Below are 19,495 nucleotides of genomic sequence, written 5' to 3' on the forward strand. Positions count from 1 at the left end.
CCGGATCGAGATTTGGCTTTTTCGGCTGCGCGTCCTGACAGATCTTGGGCGTTGCTGAGGGTTGTGCCGCCTCATGCCTGTGTCCCGGCTGCGTATTTTCTATTCATATGCAGGGTCGATGCCCGTCGCCATCGGGTGTGGCCCCGATTGGAACAGGGGCGCCTGCAAGCCGATTGCGCCACGCGGTCGCTCGTCCGGGCAAAATCCCGTCCGGCTACGCCCTTCGGAGGAGGCCCGCCCCGCCAAGGGTGGACGGCAGCCGCACCCCAGGCGGCGGATCTGGCGCGGGATCCCTCCTTTTGCGCGGCTGCGGCCGTCCCTCGCCCCGGGCGAACCGGTGGCATGGATCGGAGGCGCCGCGCCCCGGCGCGTGTCCGTACGAGGCTCTCTCATGCGTCAACAGATGCCCCGTCGCGGGCGGACGATCGGAGGGACGCTCGCGGCCGGCGGCGGCTACGGCGCCGGCTTCGATACCCTGCGCCTGGTGCTCGCGCTGCTGGTGATGCTGTTCCATGCCGGCGCCACGGTGGGCAGCACGCTCTGGACCGATACGCTGTCGCCGCTGACCGGCAGCCTCGTGCCGCTGTTCTTCGGCGTCAGCGGTTTCCTGGTCGCGGGAAGCGCGTCGCGGCTCCCGGCCGGACCGTTCCTGATCAACCGCGCCGTGCGGATCCTGCCCGCCCTCACCACCGTGACCCTGGTCACGGCCTTCGTGATCGGCCCGGTGTTTTCCACCGATGCTCCGGCGGCCTACTTCGCGCAGGCGGGGGTCTGGCAGTATTGCGCGAACAGCATCGGCCTGTTCCGCGCGCAGCTGCCCGGGGTGTTCACCCAGAACGGGCAGCCCGGCATCGTTAACGCCGCGCTCTGGACGCTCGCGTACGAACTCGCCTGCTACGGGCTGGCGGCGGCCCTGATCGTGGCGGGGCTGTTGCGGCGGCCCCGGGTGCTCCTGGCCGTACTCGTCGCCTTGGCGGTCACGCCCGCCCTGCTGGCCGCGTGCGGGGGGCTGCCCCTGTTCGAGCGGAACGGGCTGTTCCGCCTGTTCTTCCTCGGCCGCGGCGCGATCCTGTTCTCCACCTTCCTGAGCGGCTGCTTGCTGTATGTCTGGCGACACGCCGTGCCGCTCGATGGCCGGCTGTTCGCTGCGGCGGTGGCCGGGTGCGGCCTCGTCTACGGGCTCGGCCCGGACCGGTGGCACCTGGCCGATCCGGCCCTGTCGGGGCTCTGCCTGGCCTATATCGCCGTCGCGATCGGCGTCAGCGATTTCGGCGGGCGGTTCGGGCCGTACAAGGTCGACTACTCGTACGGGCTGTACCTGTCTCACTGCCCGATCCTCAACGCGGTCTATTCCCTGGTCCCCGGGATCGATTCGACGGCCCCGCTGGTCCTGCTGGCCATCGGCCCGACGCTCCTCGCCGCCGCCGCGTCGTGGCACGGCATCGAGAGCCCGGCCTTGCGCGCGCGAAAGCGCCTCGCCCCGGTCGCTGCGGCCCTGGTCGGCCGTCTCATGGAAAGGCGCCGGATCCCACAGGGCGAGCCCTTTGGCAGGGTTCGGAACAGCGCCCCGCTGGAGCGCGGCTTCGCACGACCGCAGGGCTCCGCCGTGCACCCGCAAAAGGTCGAGGACCTTTTGAATCCGTGACGTCTACAGCGGATGGATCAACGCGGGACGCCGGGCCGCCCGGGGCGGGCTCCGCAGGATCCGGCGGGCCGGGGATTCGAGGAGCCGCCACGACGCTTCCGCCAGGAGCAGGGTCAGTGCCAGGTCGAGCGCGAGGGTGACCGAGCGCGGCCCGGCTAGATGCAGGCCGACGGCTGCCAGCACCTGCTCCGCGTGCAGGGGCACGTGGAACAGGTAGGCGGCGTAGCTGATGACGCCGATCCGGCGCAGCCAGGCCGTGTCCAGCAGCGCGACGATGCGGTTGCCCGGGGATTGGACGATCTGGAGCAGGACGAGCGCCGCCAGGACCCCGCTGAGCCGCCCGAGGATCAGCCACCGGCCGGTCTCCCCGGCCAGCAGCGGCAGGGCCAGGAACAGGGCGAGCGCGCCGAGCAGGGCGGCGTCACTCCGGAGCCAGCCCGGCAGGGGCTGCGTGCGCAGGCCGGCCAGACCCCCCAGGGCGATCAGCCCGAGATTGGCCACCGTGTCGACGTCGAAGCTCACCGGCCAGGCGCCGGCCGACCACAGGGCGACGTGCATCAGCACGCTGGCGCCCACGAGCGCGCCGCACAGCGCCCCGAGACGGCGCCGGGGCAGGAACAGGGCCGCCGGCGCGAACAGCAGGTAGAACTGCTGCTCGACGGCCAGGCTCCAGAGATGGCCCAGCTCCGTCCCCCAGCCGTTCCGCTCGATATAGACGTTGGTCAGGTACAGCCACGTCGAAAACTTGAACGCGTCGTCGCCGAGGTTCAGCGGGCCGCCCAGTCGGGTGGTGTAGAGCACGAACAGGAAGACGTAATACACTGGCACGATGCGGGCGAGCCGGTTCCGGTAGAACGCAAGCAGGCTGTCCATCGGCGTCGCCGCGCCGGCCTCGATGCGCCCGCGGGCCGCCGCCAGGATGCGGACGATCAGGAAGCCGCTCAGCACGAAGAACAGCCAGACCCCGGCGCTGCCCAGCGCCTCGGTGCGCGGGCTCGGCGCCTTGTGGCTGACGAAGACCATCAGGAAGGCCACCGCCCGCAGGCCGTCGAACCCGATGATGCGGCGCTCTGCCGGGACCATGCACGCCTCGTCCGATGCCGGAGCCCGTCCCGCCGCGCGGGCGCGGTCGAAGCGGATCGAGCGCCCGGTCTAGGCCGGCCGGACGCGGGGGGCGGCCTACCTCGATCGGCGTAGGCCGGGTCGCCTGAACATCTGCCGCATTGCTGTATTCGGCCTTAGACCCTTCGTGTTTAGGGTTGTTTAACAATATCGAAGTGGGGTATGGTCGCGATGGCCCGTCCGATTCCGGGTGGAACACTGATGTGAACGGTCATCGCTCACACGCACCGGTTTGCAGACGACGCGATGCCGTGCAGCGCGATGTCTCGCGCCACGCCATGCCACAGGCCGTCCCGGGGGCCCGCCGCACGCGGCGCGGATTCGGGGCTCCGCCCGGCCGGGGCGCTCACCGACGCATCCCGAGCAGGACCACGAGGCCCACGCCGATCGCGGCTCCGGCCTGGGCCGCCAGCAACGCGACCAGCCAGCCCTGCAGCAGGCCCACCGCGAAACCGATCGCGCCCCCGATCAGCGCAGCAAAGACCAGAAGGACCAGCAATTACTTATCTCCACTGGTGATTCGGTGGTCCTGCCCCGGCTTTATCCCGCAAGTTTTCCGCTCTGCCAACGGCTCAAGACTTTCGCGTGTCAAATATTGTCCCCGTCCCGGCCGCACCGGCCCGCGGGTTTCGATCGCATCTCGCACTGTCGCATCCACCTTTCGCACCGAGTGAGGAGCCGCCGCCATGCTGCGTCCGGTTGGGACCCCGACCTCCATCACCCCGTCGTCGCCGCACCATATGGTCGAGACGATCAACGAAGCGTTGGTCATGACGCTGCCGACGGCTTCTCCAGCGCGCTTCGGGCTCCGGCTCGGCTGGGCCACCAAGCGCACGCTCGATACCGGGGTGGCGTTGACGGCCCTGTGTCTGCTGCTGCCGCTGCTCCTGTTCATCGCCCTGTTGATCTGGGCCAGCGACGGCCACGCGCCGATCTTCCGGCATCGGCGGCTCGGCCGGAACGGGCGTCCGTTCGGGTGCCTGAAGTTCCGGTCCATGATCGCGAACGGCGACGCGGTCCTGGCCGCGCACCTGGCGGCGCATCCCGAGGCCCGGGCCGAGTGGGAGGCGACCCACAAGCTTACCCGGGATCCCCGGGTGACCACCCTGGGCCAGGTGCTGCGCAAGACCTCGCTCGACGAACTGCCGCAGCTCTGGAACGTGCTGCGCGGCGAGATGAGCCTGGTCGGCCCGCGCCCGATCGTGCAGGGGGAGGTCGTCCGCTACGGGACGGCGTTCACGCTCTGCTTCTCCGTGCCGCCCGGGGTCACCGGTCTGTGGCAGGTCTCGGGCCGCTCCGACACCAGCTACGCCGAGCGCGTCGCCCTCGACCTGGACTACGCCAGCCGCTGGAGCCTGCGCCGGGATCTCGCGATCATGCTGCGCACCATTCCGGCGGTGCTGGCCCAGCGCGGCAGCAAGTAGCGCCGCGAGCCGACGACGGGACGCCGCGAGAGCGCTCGCCGCCGAGGTGGATCCCGGTTTGGCGTCAGCGAGCGCGTTGCATCAAGGGCTGAGAGCTGTTGGCGATTGCAACGCGATCCGGGACGGCTCTCGGCGTCGGGTGTGGGCTGCGTCGGGTCGGGCAGGCCCTCAGGCCGGGTCGTCCTGGTCCAGGGGCGCCACGACGCAGAGGCGCCAGAACTCCACGAAGCCGACCGCATACACAGCGATGAGAAGGCTGAACCCGGACATCAAACTTGGCCCCGTAGTGACCGCAATCGTGAACGTGCGGGGGACAAGGTTAATGTTTCGTTAGGGTTCCGCGATAAGCCGGCGGCGTCGTGCCGCCCTACCGGCAGACGATCGAGCCCTTGAAGCCGCACGGGTCGCCCAGCTTGGTGAAGGCGACGCGCTCGAAGGCGGCCGAGACCGGCTGTCCCGGATAGGTGGCCGGCCCGAGCCACGATTCGAAGTCGCGGCCCTGGCCCGTCCAGATGCTGAGCATGATCTTCCCGGGATGCGACGGGATCGGCCGGTCGGGCGCAGCCCGCACTTCACGCAGCAGCCGGCCGTTGACCGACCAGCGGATCCGGTCGGGTAGCCATTCGAGCGCGTAGTCGGCCATGGTCGTCGCGGCGTCGAAGCCCAGCGCCTCGACGCTCTCGTGCTGGCCGGTACCGCCGGTGAAGTAGTTGAGCTGGACGCCCTTCGTGTCCTTGCCCAAGAATTCGAAATCGATCTCGTCGTTCGTCCGGCGGTCGCCGTCGTCCGGGCCGTTATAGGTGAAGAACGCCGAGACCAGGCCGGAGGCCGCGCCTGGCCGCATCCGGACCTCGTAGGTGCCGTAGCCGTAGCGCTCCTTGGTCTGGATCTCCGCGCAGCTGAAGGCGCGCTCCTTGTAGGGGCTGTCGGCCAGGGTGAGGGTCAGCGCCCCGGGGCTGGGGATCTGCACGCGCTGGCGCGACCACGTGCACTTCTGGAAGTCGCCGTTGACCCAGCCGTCGGCCACGTACCAGCGTCGATCGCCGAGGGTCGCGAAGGTCTCCACGAAGGAGCCGCCGCCCCGGAACGCCGGCGCGTCGCCGGAAGCCGGGGCGGGATCGTCCCCGGCCGCGACCGGCAGGACCGGCAGCAACAGGGCCGCGGCCAGGCAGCCGGTGCGGATCGGGCGGCGCGGTCTCGTCATGCTCATCGTCTCGCTTTGGCCGGTTCACGGATTCCGGCGCAGTATCGGCGCGTCCGGCCGCGGCGGCGGTGATCTTTCGGACGAGCGGATCCGGCGCCCGCGCCCTCCTTTTGGACGATGTCGCGTGCCGCGCGCGGGCCGCCTACGGTGCGGGATGGCCGTCCGGCCCCTGCCGGGCGGGGAGTCTTCGGAGTCGTCCGGTGCGAAGCGTCCAGGCCCAGAGCGACGGAGCGGATGTCTGCGTCATCATCGCGGCGCGCAACGCCGAGGCCACCATCGCGACCGCGGTCGCCTCGGCGTTGCGCCAGCCGGAGGTCGCCGAGGTCATCGTCGTCGACGATGCCTCGACGGACCGGACCAGCGCGGCCGCCGAGGCCGCCGGTGACGGGACCGGCCGGCTGAAGCTGCTCCGGCTGACGCGCAACGCCGGACCGGCCGCTGCCCGCAACGCGGCGCTGGCGGTGGCGACCGCGCGGCTGCTCTGCGTCCTCGATGCCGACGACACTTTCCTGGACGGGCGCCTGGGCCGCCTGCTGTCGGCCCCCCGCAGCTGGGACCTGATCGCCGACGACATCATCCTGGTCCGGGGGAGCGCGGCGGCCGCGGCCGGGAGCCTCGTGACGGGGCCCGGCCGGCCACAATTGCTGTCGCTCGCGGGGTTCGTCTCCGGCAACATCGGACGCGCGGGCGAGCACCGGCGGGAACTCGGGTTCCTCAAGCCGATCATGCGGCGCTCGTTCCTGCAGCGCCACGGCCTGCGCTACGACGCCCGGCTGCGCCTCGGAGAGGATTACGCCCTCTACGTCGAGGCCCTGGCGGCGGGCGCCGTGTTCGCCGTCACGGCGCCATGCGGCTACGTGGCGGTCGAGCGCGCGGATTCGTTGAGTGCGCAGCACCGGACCGAGGACCTCGCGGCGATCATCGCGTTCGACGAGACGATGCTGGCCCGTCCGGACCTCGCGCCGGGCGCCCGCAAGGCCCTGCGGTCCCATCGCGACGCCACGATGCGGAAATGGCAGCACCGGCGCGTCCTCGACCGCCGGCGCTCGCACGGCTACGCGGCGGCCCTGCGCGAACTGCTGTACGCCCCGCGGGCCTGGCGGCACATCGCGTCCGAGACCCTGGAGGCCAAGCTGGCCCGGCTGATCCCGAACCGTGCCGCGACCGGGGATACGGCTCCGCGCCTGCTGCTCGGGCCGAGCGAGCGCCTGCGGCCGGCGCCCTGAGAACGCGCCGCCGCCGGCTTCGTCAGTGATCGCGCTCGCCGCTCCGGGGCCGGACGGCCGACACGTCGCACTGGACGTCGTCCAGCGCGCAGCGGACCCGCTCCAGCGCGGCGCTGAACAACGCGGTGGTGTGCGGATCGCCGGTCCGCGCCGCCTCGGCGTTCCGGAAACTGTCCAGCAGGTACGGCATCATCTTTCCATGAAGTGCCAGGTAGGCGCCGGGGTTCGAGAGTTCATAGACGACTGCCAGGGCATGATAGGCTCGCGCCAAAACCTCGAGTGCAACATCCGCACTACGTGAGCCCTGGTCACAATCATCGCTGATCTTCATCGCGCCGATAATCTTGTTTCCATCCCTAGTTGGGGACTAACATGCTCCGTTAACACTGTCGATGCTTCAAGCTAGGGCCAGTGTCGCCGCCCTAGCGTGGTGAGAGATTTAGCGCGGCCTCATGGCTCAACTGCAACAGTCCGGTATTCGGCCTTCGGATACCCCGTGCGCGGTACAGAGCGGAGGCTCGCCTGGTCCGGGTTGGCGCGGTTCCACCCCACTCCCGTCATCCGGGGGTGAGGGAGCGAAGCGCAGGCCTTTGCGTTCGCGCAGCCGGCCGGAGGGCTTCTTCGAGGCGTCCGCGTGCGGGGAGGGGCGCGGGATCGTCCCCATTCTGTATGGCTCTGTCCACACCCGAAGGCAGGCCTCAGCGGGCGCGGTCGATCGGCCCGGTACGATTCGATGGCACCCCGTCGTGTCCCGCGCGCGGCTCAGCCACGCATGTATCGGGTCGGCCGGATCATCGTCGCGATCTTGCTTTCGACCTCGAGCAGGACGCCGTTCACAAGGTGAGCCGCGCCTTCGACCGTTCCCGCCGCCAGGGTCTCGCGGCCGCTGGTCTCCTGGATGATACGGAAATTGTCTTCGACGAACGCGCGAATCTTCTGCTGGACGCCATCGAACTCGCCCGGGTGCGCTGTCTCGTAGAGGAGGGCCAGGGCGAGATAGGCGCGACCGACCATGTCGAGCGCGAGGCCGGCGCTCATCTCGCTGTCTGTCGGGGGCACGGCGCGTGAGTTCCTTGTCAAGCTCTATCTTGCAAATCTACCAGGCTGTTCGGGTGTAAACAATCAGCAAAAACACTTGTGCGGGTGCTTTTATTGAATTTTTAGCTGTTGATCGCTTGCAAGCCGGCCGGATACTGTTCCTCGTGTGGCCGCTGGATGACGTCGGGCCCAAGTATGCGCGATGCGCAGCCGCCTTGTGCGTGTGTGCCAAGTGGCTGGACCGTCATCATAAGATTTAACACCTCAATTTCTCAGCCAGCCCGAAATATGGTTCGATCACCCGCACTATTAGAATTTATGATCCGAAACGATGGACGTTCTTGTGTAAAGTTATATGATTCAGATCTGCCGGTAAATTTTTTTATATACTGGTACGTAACAAATGATCATGTCAACCCACTTGATTAATTTCAGGGCACGTTTTTAAGGTCGGCACAATGCCGGGTTAGAGAATCTTTCCATATGAAAATCTTCGAACGCTTAAGAATACTGCACAAGATGTTTGTGCCGATCTTAATCATGGCGCTCGTGAGCGTTGGAACGATCTATTATACGCTCAGTATGTTGGGGGATGTCACCGAGCGTAACCACGTGTTGGTGGATTATTACGTCGCGCGGTTGGAGGCGTTCGCGCGGGTCCGGCAGAACGTGCAGACCGCCGGCCTCATGAACCGCGCGATCATCATCGGTCAGCCGCAGAACGAGATGTCCGACTTCGAGAAGGCGTATCGCGATGCGGTGAAGGGCACAGCGGACGATATCGCGACGCTCGCCGAGGGCGCGCTGAAGAAGGAGGTGCGGGACCTGCTGCTCGAGATCGGTACGATCACGCGCGAGTATTACGATGTCCTCGACAGATCCAACGCGCTCGCGCTGAAGAACGATCAGGCCGCCGCCACGCAGCTGGCCATGGGGACGAGCCAGCAGGTCGCGAAGCGGTTCGACCGGACCGCGCGGGTCTACGAGGGGCGGGTCGATGCCCGCCTCTCCGACGGGAAGAACGCCACCGAGGCCGCGGCCAAGCAGGCGCGGCTGGTCCTGATCGGCTCGGCCGCGGCGGGGCTGCTCGCCGCCCTGGCCCTCTCGGGCGCCATCATCGTGTTCGGTGTGACCCGGCCCCTCGGCAGCCTCGTGGCCGTCCTGCAGCGGATGGCGAAAGGCGAGATCGACGCGGTCATCGCGGAGGCGCGCCGTGGCGACGAGATCGGTGCGGTCGGGCGCGCGGTCGAGCGCATCAAGGAGAGCGTCGCCCGCAGCGCGGCCGAGGAAGCCGAGCACAAGCTGGCCGCCGATGCCGCGGCCTCCGCGGCGCGCCGGCGCGCCCGGCTGGACCTGGCCCAGGGCTTCGAGCAGGCGGTCGCCGGCATCGTCGATCAGGTCGCGTCCTCGGCCACGGAGCTGCAAGTCACCGCCCGGGCGATGACGGACATCGCCCAGGAGGCCGGCACCCAATCCGGCGCGGTGGCGATGGCGGCCGAGGAAGCGGCCGCCAACGTCAACACGGTCGCGGCCGCCACCAAGGAACTCGGTGGTTCCATCCAGGAGATCGGCCGGCAGGTGCAGGGGTCCACCGATCTGGCCCAGCGGGCCGTCGGCGAGGCCGACCAGACCGCCGCCCTGGTTGCCGAGCTGAGTGCGGCGGCCACGCGGATTGGCGACGTGGTGCAGACGATCTCGGCGATCGCCAGCCAGACCAACCTGCTGGCGCTCAACGCCACGATCGAGGCTGCCCGCGCCGGCGAGGCGGGCCGTGGCTTCGCCGTCGTGGCCTCCGAGGTGAAGGAGCTGGCCGGCCAGACCGCCAAGGCGACCGAGGAGATCGCCAGCCAGATCGGCCGGATCCAGGGCGTCACCGGCGAGGCCGTCGGCGCGATCGGCACGATCACCAACCGGATCCGTGAGTTGAACGGGGTGGCGAGCTCGATCGCCGCCGCGGTCGAGCAGCAGGGCGCGGCGACCCAGGAGATCGTGCGCAACATCGCCCAGGCCACCGCCGGGACCCGGGAGGTCACCGGCAACATCGTCGGTGTCGCGGGTGCTTCCGAGCAGACCGGGGAAGCCGCCGGCAAGGTGCTCTCGGCCGCGACAGGCCTGTCACGCCAGTCCGAGCGTCTCACCGCCGAGGTCGACCGCTTGCTGGCCACCATGCGCGCGGCGTGACGGCTCCCGCCGGTTCGAGCGCCGCAGGCCGCCGACGCTGTCCCTCACCCATCGCCCCGCCGGGACGCCCTTCCCCGCAGGGAGGGGCGTCCGGCCCGATCCGTCGTGCGGGAGTGCTGGAGAGCAGTCGTCCGGACGATCGGATCGCCCGGGTTCAGGCGGTACGCGCCAGGCCCATCCGGTCCTGCGCCACGCCCCGCATCGTCCGCAGCTTGAGCGCCGCGACCCGGTTGTGCCGCGCCATCGCGCGCAGGGTCTCGGCGGTCTCGGGATCGCCGCGCTCCGCCAGGGCCTGTGCGGCTTGCGCCAGGCCGGCGGCGGTGGCGTCGGCCAGCGCGGCGACGCGCGGATCGGGCGAGGACGTCGGTCTGGCCATGGTTGTCCCTGATCGAAGGCGTCTCGATCCTCCGAACGAAGGGTTAACAACCGGTAAAGGCCGCGCGTCCGGTCATTTGCGGATCGGAAAGCGCCCGACCAGCCATCCGGCCTCGTCCCGCACCAGCAGGGTCCAGGGCGGCCCCGGATGCGCGTCGGCGATCTCGTCGGCCATCTCGGCGATGACGCTGCGCGCTTCGAACAGGGCTTCCTCGAGGTCGGTGGCCTCGACGCCCGTCGGGTCGTGGAGCGTGATCTCGGCGTTGGCAAGCTCGAAGTAGAAGCGTGCGGCCAAACGGGCTCTCCCCCTGCGAAAATTCCCGAGAGAGTTCGTCCCTGCGATCGTCTCCGTCTAAACCCCATGAGATCCGGCCTAATAGAAGGGAAAAAGACTTAGCTTTTAGGCTGCCTGGTCTCTTGCGTGGCCGGGGAACACCGCGGGAGCGGCCGGACCTAAGCCTAGCGAGGTATCCGGCCGGCCTTGGGGCCGGGCAGCCCCGCGACCGCGCCCGTACCCCGTCCCGCCGACCGGCCCTACGCCTAAGTCATGAGGTGCCGCCCCGCCGCCGCCGCCGTAGACCGGACTCACAGGGCGCGCGGTGCGACGAGGCGAGCATGAACATCACGATGGTCGGGTCGGGCTATGTCGGGCTGGTCTCCGGGGCGTGCCTGGCCGATTTCGGCCACAGCGTCGTGTGCGTCGACACCAACCGCGACCGGATCGATGCACTGAATGCCGGGCAGATCCCGATCTACGAGCCCGAGCTCGGTGCCCTCGTGGCGGAGAACGTCCGCCAGGGCCGGCTGTCCTTCGTCGCCGACCTGGAGCTCGCCGTCGCGGAGGCCGACGCGGTGTTCATCGCGGTGGGGACCCCCTCGCGACGCGGCGACGGCTTCGCCGACCTCTCTTTCGTGTACCAGGCGGCCCGCAGCATCGCCCGGGCGCTGACCCGCTTCACCGTGGTGGTGACGAAGTCGACGGTCCCGGTGGGCACCGGCGACGAGGTCGAGCGCATCATCCGCGAATTGCGGCCGGACGCCGACTTCGCCGTGGTGTCGAACCCGGAATTCCTGCGCGAGGGCGCGGCGATCTCCGACTTCAAGCGCCCGGACCGGATCGTCGTCGGCACCGAGGATCCCCGGGCCGAGGCCGTGATGCGCGAGGTCTACCGGCCGCTCTACCTCAACGAGGCGCCGATCCTGGTGACGTCGCGGCGCACCGCCGAGCTGACGAAATACGCCGCCAACGCGTTCCTGGCCGCCAAGATCACCTTCATCAACGAGATCGCCGACCTGTGCGAGCAGGTCGGCGCCGACGTGCAGCAGGTCGCCCGTGGCATGGGCCTCGACAACCGGATCGGCGGCAAGTTCCTGCATGCGGGGCCGGGCTACGGCGGCTCGTGCTTCCCCAAGGATACGCTGGCTCTGGTCAAGACCGCCCAGGATGCGGGGACGCCGCTGCGGCTGGTCGAGACCGTGGTCGCGGTCAACGACCAGAGGAAGCGCGGCATGGCCCGCAAGGTCATCAAGGCGTGCGGCGGGGTCCGCGGCAAGACGATCGCGGTGCTGGGGCTGACCTTCAAGCCGAACACCGACGACATGCGCGATGCGCCCGCCCTCGCGATCGTGGCCGGCCTGCAGGATGCCGGCGCCCATGTCCGCGCCTACGACCCGGAGGGCATGGAGCAGGCCCGGCCGCTCCTGCCGGGCGTGGACTTCGCGCAGGATGCCTACGCGTGCGCGGAGGGTGCGGACGCCCTGGTGATCGTCACCGAGTGGAACGCGTTCCGGGCGCTGGACCTGCCGCGGCTCCACGCCACGATGCGCATTCCGGTCCTGGTCGATCTGCGCAACGTCTACCGGCCCGAGGAGGCCCGGCTGCACGGGTTCGCCTATACCAGCGTCGGCCGCGCCGAGGAGCCTGCCGCGCCCCGGGTCGAGCCCGCGGCCCGGCCGCTGCTGGCTGTCGGCTGAGGCGGCCGCCCTGCGGGGCGGTCCGGCTCAAAACAGAGCGCCGTGCCAGATCGCGGATGGATCGGGCACGGCGCTCTGTCGGGGCCGGCGCGGCCGGGCGGCGTTCAGGCCGCCGGGGCCTTCACGGCGGCCAGGCTCGAATCCTCGCGCAGGAAGTACTTGTTGGTCAGGTACGCGACCTCGGTGCGGTTCTTCGCCTTCAGCTTCTTCATGATGTTGCGGACGTGAACCTTCACCGTGCTCTCGCACATGTTCAGCTCGTAGGCGATGATCTTGTTCGGCGTGCCCTTGCGCAGGGCCCGGGCGACGCAGAGCTGGCGCGGTGAGAAGATCTCGTCCTCGCCGGGCTCGACCGGCTCCTCGACCTTGATGCTGGCGAGAAGTGGGAACAGGCACTCCGCCGGGATGTAGACGCCGCCCGCCTGGACGAGCTGGAGCGCCTGCAGGGCGATGTCGACCGAGGTCGTCGTCGGGATGTAGCCCTTCACCCCGAGCTTGATGGTCCGCACGATCTGGTCGAGGTTTTCCCCGTCCGAGATGACCGCGACCGGGGGCGCGTCGACCTCGCCCTGCAGCAGGGCCAGCTCCCGGGTGACCTCGGCCCACTCGGTCTCCGACAGGTTGCCGTCCGGCCGGCACAGCACGACCACGTTGGCGGCCGCGAACGGGGTCTGGCGCTTCCACGACTCGATGTCCGGGAACACCTCGAACACGGTGTCCTTGTCGGCCTCCCGGAGGGATGCGGCCAGGCATCGACCGACGAGTTGCCGGCGATCGATGATCACGATGCGGTTCGTGCGGACCAGGGTCGGGTCCCGCTGCTCGATGACGGCCGAACCGTCACCGCCCTGCGCTCCCGGAAAGCCGCTGCGGCTCCTGGGACTATCCCGCTCGACGATGACGCGCTCGTCTCGAGTACCAAGACTGGCCATAGGAAATTACCTCCTTTCGCAGGAAGCCCGTTGTCAGGCGAGGGCGTGGAAACCCACGAACTCGCCGTCGACATGACACTAGCGGATGGCGGTCTGTTCGGCGCCTTATTGAAAGGCTCTCGATGACCGTGGATATAATGCTAACTTTCGTAAAATCGGCTGTAAATACCCTATCTGCTCCGGGTTGATTAAATTTCAACGCATATCAAAACAGTCACAAACTACGTACGTAGCTACTGATGCAGTGGCCGCCGATCCGGATCGTAGATCTCGTCCTGCATCCGTGCGATCTTCTGGTGTCTGGCCCGGTTCATTGCGGTCGATCGACCGTATCCAGGCGGTCGATCGCAAGTTTTTGGCAACCAAAGAATTGAAATGTCGCGGCGGCTATTTCCGCCTCGGCGGCCTGCCGGTTCGGGGATCGGATTCCGTCACCGGATGCGGCCTTGGCCAAATTGTTTAGCCTATTCGACTGATGTCTAATTGCCCCGCCTATCTCGCGCTCCAGCACGGTGGCGAATCCAGTTTTCGCCGCTGAAACTGAGTTGATGGACTGATTTTGTAGATATGATGACGGTTTGGAGGCTCGAACCGCCGGTCCGATGGCGAATCACCCCCGAATCAGGGCTTTCGGTGGCCGGCACGCCGCATCCTGAGCCGATCGATTCGCCCCCGCGCGGGGCGCCTGTCGGAACTACGTAACCGGCGCCCCCCGATCCGGGCGTGCCCGTCCGCTGCGGGCCCCACAGGCTCGAGGCAGTCTCGCTTTCAGAGCGCGACAGGCCCCATTTCCCGCAACGGGCGAGGATCCGCGCTTCCTCGTGCGGCCGTCGCGCACCACCGGATGTGTGAGTCCGTCAGCGCCCGGTCGCGGGGCGGAGACGATGCGCCCGAATCCGGCCCCAGCCCGCGTCCGGCGGCGCGGCGTAAATCGCCGCGGCGCGCGAGAAAACCAATCAGGCGACCCGGGCCAGCAGGTCGCGCATGCCGTGGACGTCGACGAAGTCCGTGATCGCCCGGGTAGCGAGCCCGCCGTGCATCGCCGCGTAGGTCGCCCCGTCGAGGCCGCGCAGGAACGCGATGACGGCGTCCTCGAGCGGTTCCGGGAAGGCCCACCCGAGCTGCTCGGCCACCGCGTAGCGGCCCGTGGCGGTCTCGGCGCGCGCGAGCGTCAGCGCCCCGCACAGGCCGCCCTCGTAGAGCCGGTTCGGCAGCAGCCAGTCCGAGTTGAGGCCGTCATCCAAGTAATCGACCGCCCAGCTGAAGTGGACGCCGCCGTAGATGTCGGGCAGCTCCTCCGGATTGGCGTAGGGGCCGCGGAACGACATGTTCGGATGCCGGCGCAGCGTCTCCGCGAAGGCCTGCGGGTCGATATCCTCCTCGGAGAGCCGGCCGGCGATCACGACCCGCACCGCGTCGCCCAGCGCCTGCGCCACCGCCGCCAGGATGGTCAGGCTCCGGCGGCAGCGCAGCGTGCCGAACCAGCCGATGACCCAGGGCGGCCCGGCGCTGCGGTCGCGGTCGATCCGGTGCGCCACCTCGGCGAGGCGGTGCGCCATGACCTTGTTCTCGAGGAGGTGCCAGGGGCCCGAAAAACCCTGGACCGGCCCGAAGTAGCGGCCCACGAAGTCCGGCGCGCTAACGACCAGCAGCGCACTGCGGCCCAGGATCCAGCGCTCCACCGCCCGGGCGACCCGTCCGACCCGGTCCGGCCGCACCATCAGGCGCTGGATGTCGAGCACCTCGTAGACCAGAGGCGCCCGGCTGCCCGCGAGCCGGGTCGAGGCCCAGGCCACCAGCGCCATGTCGAGGTTGCGCACGTAGACCACGTCCGCGGCGCGCAGGTCCCGCCACCGGGCGAGCGCCCGGACGATCGCGAGCGCGAGCATCGGGAGACGCCGTCCGTACTGCCGATCCACGGTCTGCCCGAGCGGCACCACGTCGCCGGCGGTCCCGGGATCGGCGAGGCCGACCCGCGCCCGCACGAACATGTACTCGACCACCGACCAGCCGGTCTCCCGGATGGCGCCGACCCGCTTCCGGATCGTCGGCTCGATCCGGTCGTGGCCGAAGAAGGCGACCCGGCCCACCGGCCCGGCGCCGGGCAACGCGGCATCCGGCGCAATCGGCGTCATGGCGCGCGGCCCATTCAACCTTCCTTGCGACCGCGAACCCGACGCCGCGCGAAACGCCGTCACACGGAGGCTCCTGCATCCGTCGCCTCGGCGCCCGGGCGGCGGCGCCAGGACCGGGCGACCCGGGGCTGGGCGGACGGCCGCATCGCCGCGGCGCGGCGGACCAGGGCGTCCACCAGGGTGCCGCGCCGGACCGCCGGCGTGGCGTTCGTCTTGTTGAGCACGACGCCCAGGACGGTGCAGCCGCTCGATTCCAGGTCCTGGACGGCCGCGATCACGTCGTCGATGTTGGTCTTGCCCGCCTCGGCCACGAGGATCACCCCGTCCAGCATATCGAGGAGCGGCCGCAGGGTCGGCAGATCGTCGGCTGGGGGCAGGTCCACCACGATGCGGTCGAGGTTGGTGCGCTCGTCGCGGACCAGGCTGGCGATCGCCTCCGGGGTCATCAGGTCGCTGAAATGCGGGTCGCCCGGGTGGAGGCTGCCGCAGGCGAGCAGGCGCACGTCCCCGGGCTGGGGCCGGACGGCCTCCTCGGCGCAGCAGCGGCCGGCGAGGACGTCGAGGAGCCCGCGCTGGTCCGAGGCCTGGCTGAGCCGCGACAGGGTCGCCTGCCGCACGTCGGCGTCGATCAGCAGGATCCGGCTCGCGGAGGCTGCGCGCGACCGGGCCAGCAACTGGCTGAAGTTGCTCGCGAAGGTGGTCTTGCCGCTGCCGGCCCCCACCGAGGTCACCCCGATGGCGAAGACCGGGCCGCGGCGGTCGTTGCCGATCAGGTGCGACTTCAGGCTGTGCAGCCGCTCGACGAAGATCGATTGCGGCATGTACCGCACCGCGCCGGCCTTGAACGCCTCGACGCTGGCCGGCCGCAGGGCCTCGTCGGCGTGGCTCTGCGCCAGCGCCAGGGCGGCCCGGTAGCCCGGCTCGCGCCGCAGCTCGGGGAGGGCGGCCAGGCAGGACAGGCCCTGGCCGGTGATCTGCCCGGGCGACCGCAGGGTCCGGTCGAACCAGTGCCGCGCGAAGGCGCCGCTGACGCCGAGGCCGGCCCCGACCAGCATGCCGAGCATCACGATCAGGCCGCCGCGCGGCGCGCTCGGGCGCTCGGGGACGCTCGCCGGGGTGATCACGTGCGCGGAGGGCTGCGGGTAGGATTGCTGGTTGACCGCGTCGATGTAGCGGCTGAGCAGGTTCGTGTAGATCTGGTCGTAGGTCTCGGCCGCCCGGTCGAGCTCCTTCGCCTTGACCCGCGCCTCGCTGGTCACCAGCGTCTTCGAGATCAGCTGGTCGAAGGTGGTCGACATGCTGGTCTCCCGCGCCTTGGCGACCTCGTAGTCGCGGTCCAGCGAGGCGGCGAGGCGCTCCAGCTCGGTGCGCAGGGTGTGCTTGGCCGCCAGCACGTCCTTCTGGACCGCCAGGACCGCGTCGTGGCCGGGGCCGAGGCGGCGCTGCAGGTCGTCGGCGCGCTGCACCAGATCGATATACTGCTTGCGCAGCTGGATGATCACCGTGTCCTTGAAGGCCTCGGTGATGCCGGGATCGGCGATATCGGAGGCCAGCAGCGCGCGGATCTGGTCGCGGGTCGAGCGGGCGTCCACGGTCCTGGATCGGGCGGAGGCGACCGCGGTGTTGAGTTCCTCCAGCTGCTGCTCGCCCACCAGGCCGCGCTTGCCGAGATCGATGATGGCGTGCTCGGCCTTGTAGGTCTGGGCCTCGCGGGAGGCCGCGCTGGCGCGCTGCTGCATCTCCTTCAGCCGCGGCAGGATCCACTCGCCGGCGACCTTCCAGATCTGCGACCGGTTCTCCAGCTGCGTGGCCACGTAGGCGTCCGCCACCGCGTTGGCGACGGCGGCCGCGGTCGTGGGGTTGTCGAGGCTGTAGCCGACCTCGATGACGTAGGCCGCGCCGATGCGGGCGGCTTCCAGGTTCTCCCGCACGGTCGCGGCCTGGCGCTCGTCCGGGCCCACCGCGACGCCCGGCTTGGGAGCGGGGGAGAGGCCGATCAGGCCGGCGACGAACAGCTTGACCGCGCCGATGCCCTCCCGGACCCGTGCCACCAGCGGGTGCGGTGGCACCGACAGGTCCTGCGTCGGCGCCAGGCCGAGCCGGTGCACCGCGGCCAGGGCGATCTTCTCGGAGCGGATGTACTCGACCTGGCTCTCGACCTCGGGGATCTCCAGGGGGGTCGCGGCGCCGGGCGTGTCGCGGGCCGTGACCGGGCTCGACCGGCTCTCGATGTAGACCCGCGCCCTGGCGGTGTAGATCGACGGCGCGGTGGCGACGTAGATGATCGCGGCGATCAGCCCGACGCCGCTAAGCGCCAGGATCGACCGCCAGTTCCGCCGCATGATCGTCAGGATCGCGACCTGGGAATCGGGATCGGGCGTCCGCGGCGCGTCCCGCCACGGCCTGCCGGCGCCGGTGCCCACGGGGTCGGCCCGCAGGAAGGCCGCGCTGGTCGAGTGTCTGTTCATGGCGTGTCCCTCACCGGGGCGGGGTTTGCGCATCGTCTCGGATCCCGGATCCTGAACGACGGGCTAAGCGTTTGTTCTGGAATATTTTTTCCCGAAGGCCGGCGGTCGCCGTCCGGCGCGATGGGCGTCCGGTGGCGTCAGTTCTGGCCGGCGCCGTCGCCGATCCCCCGCATGGCGGGGTCCGGCTTGAGCACCACCTCCACGACGTCGCCCGGCTGAAGCTCCATGTCCTCGGCGGCGTCGACCGCGTTCGGGGTGGTGCTGTTGGGGCGGAAGACGGCGATCGACGCCCGGGCGCGGCTGCCGGACAGGAGCTGGCTGCGCAGCGCGCCGGTATAGACCAGCTTGTCGTTGATGCTGTTCAGGCGCGAGCGGAGCGCGGTCAGGTTGTCTTCCGAAACCTGCAGCTTCTCCATGGCATCCATGGCCTGCTGGTCGTCGACCCGTTCGAGCTTGCGGGTCAGCTCACCCTTGTCGCGCTCCAGCTGCGCCACCTGGACGGTGGTCTGGAGCGCCCGGGTCGAGGACAGCAGCACCGCCCGCCGGGCATCCGTCAGCCGCGTCGTCACGACGGCGCCGCGCTGGAACAGTGCCCGCACCGCGTCGTAATCGTCCGCGTCGGCGGTGACGCCTTCCTTCTCCTTGGCCTGCTGCTCGGTCAGGCTGACCAGCTGGTTCTGGGAGCGGGTGAGGGAGCGCTGCAGGTACTCCTTCTCCTTGGCGACGTCGGACATCTGCACGCGCAGCTGCTGCTCGGCGAGCTTCTGCGCGACGCTCGCCCGGACCGGCGGGACGTTCGGGTCCGCCCCGGCCGGCGCCGCCTTGTCGGCCCTTGCCGCCGCGATGACCGCCTTGAGCCGCCAGACGTTGGCGCTCTCCCGGGCGATGCTCGCCCAGACGCTGTCGTACTCGGCGCGCAGGTTGGCGCTCTCGACGACCGGGTTCTCCATCCGGAAGCGCAGCAGGTTGTAGCCGCCCGCCAGCGCCACCGCCTGCCGGACGGTCATGCCGGGATGGAACGGGTGCTCGCCCTGCTTGGTCACGTCGCCGCTCAGGTAGACCGGCTGGTACTTCGCGATCCGCACCCCGATCTCGTCGGGCTCGATCACGGCGATCGATTCCTTGCCCTCCGCGTTGCGCTGCCGCACCGCCTTGGCCGGCAGCGCCTTCTGCAGGGTCTTGCGGAACTCCGACACCGTCAGCCCGACCGCCGGCACCTCGCCGAGCAGCGGCACCATGACGGTGCCGTCGATCCCGACCGTGGCCTCCTGCTTGAACCCGGGAATGCTGAGCGCCGTCACCTCGAGGGAATCGCCCGCCGCGATCCGGTATTCGGCGAAGGCCGGTTGCGCGGCCAGCGTCAGCAGGATCGCCGCGCCCGTTGCGAAGACACTTCGCAGCGACGCCCCCCTGCGGACGGCTCTGGGTCTGTGATTCGACGCGCTCACTGTCGTCGAACCGGTATCCGCTTCGGCGGCAAGCGCACTGGCCGCGAAGACTTTGGGGCAGGCCGGATGGGACCAGGTGTTCAACGCGTCGTCCCTTCATGCTCGGGCACAGCTCAGCCGGCATGATGCGCAGCGGCGCAGTTCGCCGGGACTCGTCCAAAAGGAGGCCGGCGTTCCGCTCCGGCGCGGCGCCTTGCGCCTTTCGAGGTAGGCCCCCGGGGGCCGCGCCGCCCCGGGGAAGGGCGGTGCACCTTTCGGGGGAGGGACGGGTATCGAAAGCCTGGGTTCCCGATCGTCCGCAGGTCCGCGCAGTTTTGCCGCAC

16 protein-coding genes are annotated in these 19,495 nt (G+C 69.6%); 5 read left to right on the forward strand and 11 right to left on the reverse strand.

Features of this window, described 5'->3' with window-relative positions:
* Positions 1-391 precede the first annotated feature (391 nt).
* A complete protein-coding gene (locus FV242_RS14725) occupies positions 392-1,645 on the forward strand; it encodes an acyltransferase (protein WP_187278427.1) in 1,254 nt (417 codons plus the stop codon).
* Positions 1,646-1,648: 3 nt separating this feature from the next.
* Here FV242_RS14725 and FV242_RS14730 read toward each other — a convergent pair whose 3' ends face one another.
* Positions 1,649-2,728 (reverse strand): acyltransferase, encoded by a 1,080-nt coding sequence (locus FV242_RS14730; RefSeq protein WP_147939438.1) that lies wholly within the window; start codon positions 2,726-2,728, stop codon positions 1,649-1,651.
* 385 nt (positions 2,729-3,113) lie between these two features.
* Positions 3,114-3,266: a hypothetical protein gene (locus FV242_RS34560; protein WP_187193450.1), complete on the reverse strand. Its 153-nt coding sequence runs from the start codon at positions 3,264-3,266 to the stop codon at positions 3,114-3,116.
* 187 nt (positions 3,267-3,453) lie between these two features.
* On the opposite strand from FV242_RS34560, the gene FV242_RS14735 reads away from it, so the two are divergent.
* Positions 3,454-4,191 carry a sugar transferase gene (locus FV242_RS14735; protein WP_147939439.1) on the forward strand — a complete coding sequence of 246 codons (738 nt, stop codon included), beginning with the start codon at positions 3,454-3,456 and terminating at the stop codon, positions 4,189-4,191.
* A 367-nt stretch (positions 4,192-4,558) separates the two neighbouring features.
* Here FV242_RS14735 and FV242_RS14740 read toward each other — a convergent pair whose 3' ends face one another.
* Positions 4,559-5,395, reverse strand: a complete 837-nt coding sequence (locus FV242_RS14740; RefSeq protein WP_147906519.1) for a family 16 glycosylhydrolase — start codon at positions 5,393-5,395, stop codon at positions 4,559-4,561.
* Between the two features lie 200 nt (positions 5,396-5,595).
* On the opposite strand from FV242_RS14740, the gene FV242_RS14745 reads away from it, so the two are divergent.
* A complete protein-coding gene (locus FV242_RS14745; protein WP_147906518.1) occupies positions 5,596-6,621 on the forward strand; it encodes a glycosyltransferase family 2 protein in 1,026 nt (341 codons plus the stop codon).
* 22 nt (positions 6,622-6,643) lie between these two features.
* On the opposite strand, the gene FV242_RS14750 is transcribed toward FV242_RS14745, so the two are convergent.
* Together FV242_RS14750 and FV242_RS14755 are read right to left on the reverse strand one after the other, a co-directional pair.
* Complete coding sequence (locus tag FV242_RS14750; RefSeq protein WP_147906517.1) at positions 6,644-6,952, reverse strand: hypothetical protein; 309 nt, start codon at positions 6,950-6,952, stop codon at positions 6,644-6,646.
* Positions 6,953-7,383: 431 nt separating this feature from the next.
* Positions 7,384-7,659 carry a hypothetical protein gene (locus FV242_RS14755; protein ID WP_147906516.1) on the reverse strand — a complete coding sequence of 92 codons (276 nt, stop codon included), beginning with the start codon at positions 7,657-7,659 and terminating at the stop codon, positions 7,384-7,386.
* A 483-nt stretch (positions 7,660-8,142) separates the two neighbouring features.
* Between FV242_RS14755 and FV242_RS14760 the strand changes: the two genes are divergently transcribed.
* Positions 8,143-9,840: a methyl-accepting chemotaxis protein gene (locus tag FV242_RS14760; protein WP_147939440.1), complete on the forward strand. Its 1,698-nt coding sequence runs from the start codon at positions 8,143-8,145 to the stop codon at positions 9,838-9,840.
* A 154-nt stretch (positions 9,841-9,994) separates the two neighbouring features.
* Here the strand turns inward: FV242_RS14760 and FV242_RS14765 are convergent, their stop codons facing one another.
* Together FV242_RS14765 and FV242_RS14770 are read right to left on the reverse strand one after the other, a co-directional pair.
* Positions 9,995-10,216, reverse strand: coding sequence for a hypothetical protein (locus tag FV242_RS14765; protein ID WP_147939441.1), 222 nt, complete (start codon positions 10,214-10,216; stop codon positions 9,995-9,997).
* A gap of 72 nt (positions 10,217-10,288) precedes the next feature.
* Positions 10,289-10,510, reverse strand: a complete 222-nt coding sequence (locus tag FV242_RS14770; protein ID WP_147906513.1) for a hypothetical protein — start codon at positions 10,508-10,510, stop codon at positions 10,289-10,291.
* Positions 10,511-10,830: 320 nt separating this feature from the next.
* Between FV242_RS14770 and FV242_RS14775 the strand changes: the two genes are divergently transcribed.
* On the forward strand, positions 10,831-12,189 hold the full coding sequence (locus FV242_RS14775; RefSeq protein WP_147939442.1) for a UDP-glucose/GDP-mannose dehydrogenase family protein: 1,359 nt from the start codon (positions 10,831-10,833) through the stop codon (positions 12,187-12,189).
* 104 nt (positions 12,190-12,293) lie between these two features.
* Here the strand turns inward: FV242_RS14775 and FV242_RS14780 are convergent, their stop codons facing one another.
* The 4 genes from FV242_RS14780 to FV242_RS14795 form a co-directional block, all read right to left on the reverse strand.
* Positions 12,294-13,121: a response regulator transcription factor gene (locus tag FV242_RS14780; RefSeq protein ID WP_147939443.1), complete on the reverse strand. Its 828-nt coding sequence runs from the start codon at positions 13,119-13,121 to the stop codon at positions 12,294-12,296.
* Between the two features lie 956 nt (positions 13,122-14,077).
* The gene (locus tag FV242_RS14785) at positions 14,078-15,256 is read right to left on the reverse strand and encodes a glycosyltransferase family 4 protein (RefSeq protein ID WP_147939444.1); all 1,179 of its coding nucleotides are present in this window, start codon (positions 15,254-15,256) and stop codon (positions 14,078-14,080) included.
* Between the two features lie 59 nt (positions 15,257-15,315).
* Complete coding sequence (locus FV242_RS14790; RefSeq protein ID WP_147939445.1) at positions 15,316-17,724, reverse strand: polysaccharide biosynthesis tyrosine autokinase; 2,409 nt, start codon at positions 17,722-17,724, stop codon at positions 15,316-15,318.
* A 137-nt stretch (positions 17,725-17,861) separates the two neighbouring features.
* Positions 17,862-19,172, reverse strand: a complete 1,311-nt coding sequence (locus FV242_RS14795; RefSeq protein ID WP_147939446.1) for a polysaccharide biosynthesis/export family protein — start codon at positions 19,170-19,172, stop codon at positions 17,862-17,864.
* Positions 19,173-19,495 lie beyond the last annotated feature (323 nt).

Origin of the sequence: Methylobacterium sp. WL64, assembly GCF_008039945.1 — a bacterium.
Classification (GTDB): domain Bacteria; phylum Pseudomonadota; class Alphaproteobacteria; order Rhizobiales; family Beijerinckiaceae; genus Methylobacterium.

Bases quoted from the DNA above. Each gene is read 5' to 3' on its own strand.
- FV242_RS14725 (WP_187278427.1), top strand. From the start codon at position 392: ATGCGTCAACAGATGCCCCGTCGCGGGCGGACGATCGGAGGGACGCTC.
- FV242_RS14730 (WP_147939438.1), bottom strand. From the start codon at position 2,728: ATGGTCCCGGCAGAGCGCCGCATCATCGGGTTCGACGGCCTGCGGGCG.
- FV242_RS14735 (WP_147939439.1), top strand. From the start codon at position 3,454: ATGCTGCGTCCGGTTGGGACCCCGACCTCCATCACCCCGTCGTCGCCG.
- FV242_RS14740 (WP_147906519.1), bottom strand. From the start codon at position 5,395: ATGACGAGACCGCGCCGCCCGATCCGCACCGGCTGCCTGGCCGCGGCC.
- FV242_RS14750 (WP_147906517.1), bottom strand. From the start codon at position 6,952: ATGAAGATCAGCGATGATTGTGACCAGGGCTCACGTAGTGCGGATGTT.
- FV242_RS14755 (WP_147906516.1), bottom strand. From the start codon at position 7,659: ATGAGCGCCGGCCTCGCGCTCGACATGGTCGGTCGCGCCTATCTCGCC.
- FV242_RS14760 (WP_147939440.1), top strand. From the start codon at position 8,143: ATGAAAATCTTCGAACGCTTAAGAATACTGCACAAGATGTTTGTGCCG.
- FV242_RS14765 (WP_147939441.1), bottom strand. From the start codon at position 10,216: ATGGCCAGACCGACGTCCTCGCCCGATCCGCGCGTCGCCGCGCTGGCC.
- FV242_RS14775 (WP_147939442.1), top strand. From the start codon at position 10,831: ATGAACATCACGATGGTCGGGTCGGGCTATGTCGGGCTGGTCTCCGGG.
- FV242_RS14780 (WP_147939443.1), bottom strand. From the start codon at position 13,121: ATGGCCAGTCTTGGTACTCGAGACGAGCGCGTCATCGTCGAGCGGGAT.
- FV242_RS14785 (WP_147939444.1), bottom strand. From the start codon at position 15,256: ATGACGCCGATTGCGCCGGATGCCGCGTTGCCCGGCGCCGGGCCGGTG.
- FV242_RS14790 (WP_147939445.1), bottom strand. From the start codon at position 17,724: ATGAACAGACACTCGACCAGCGCGGCCTTCCTGCGGGCCGACCCCGTG.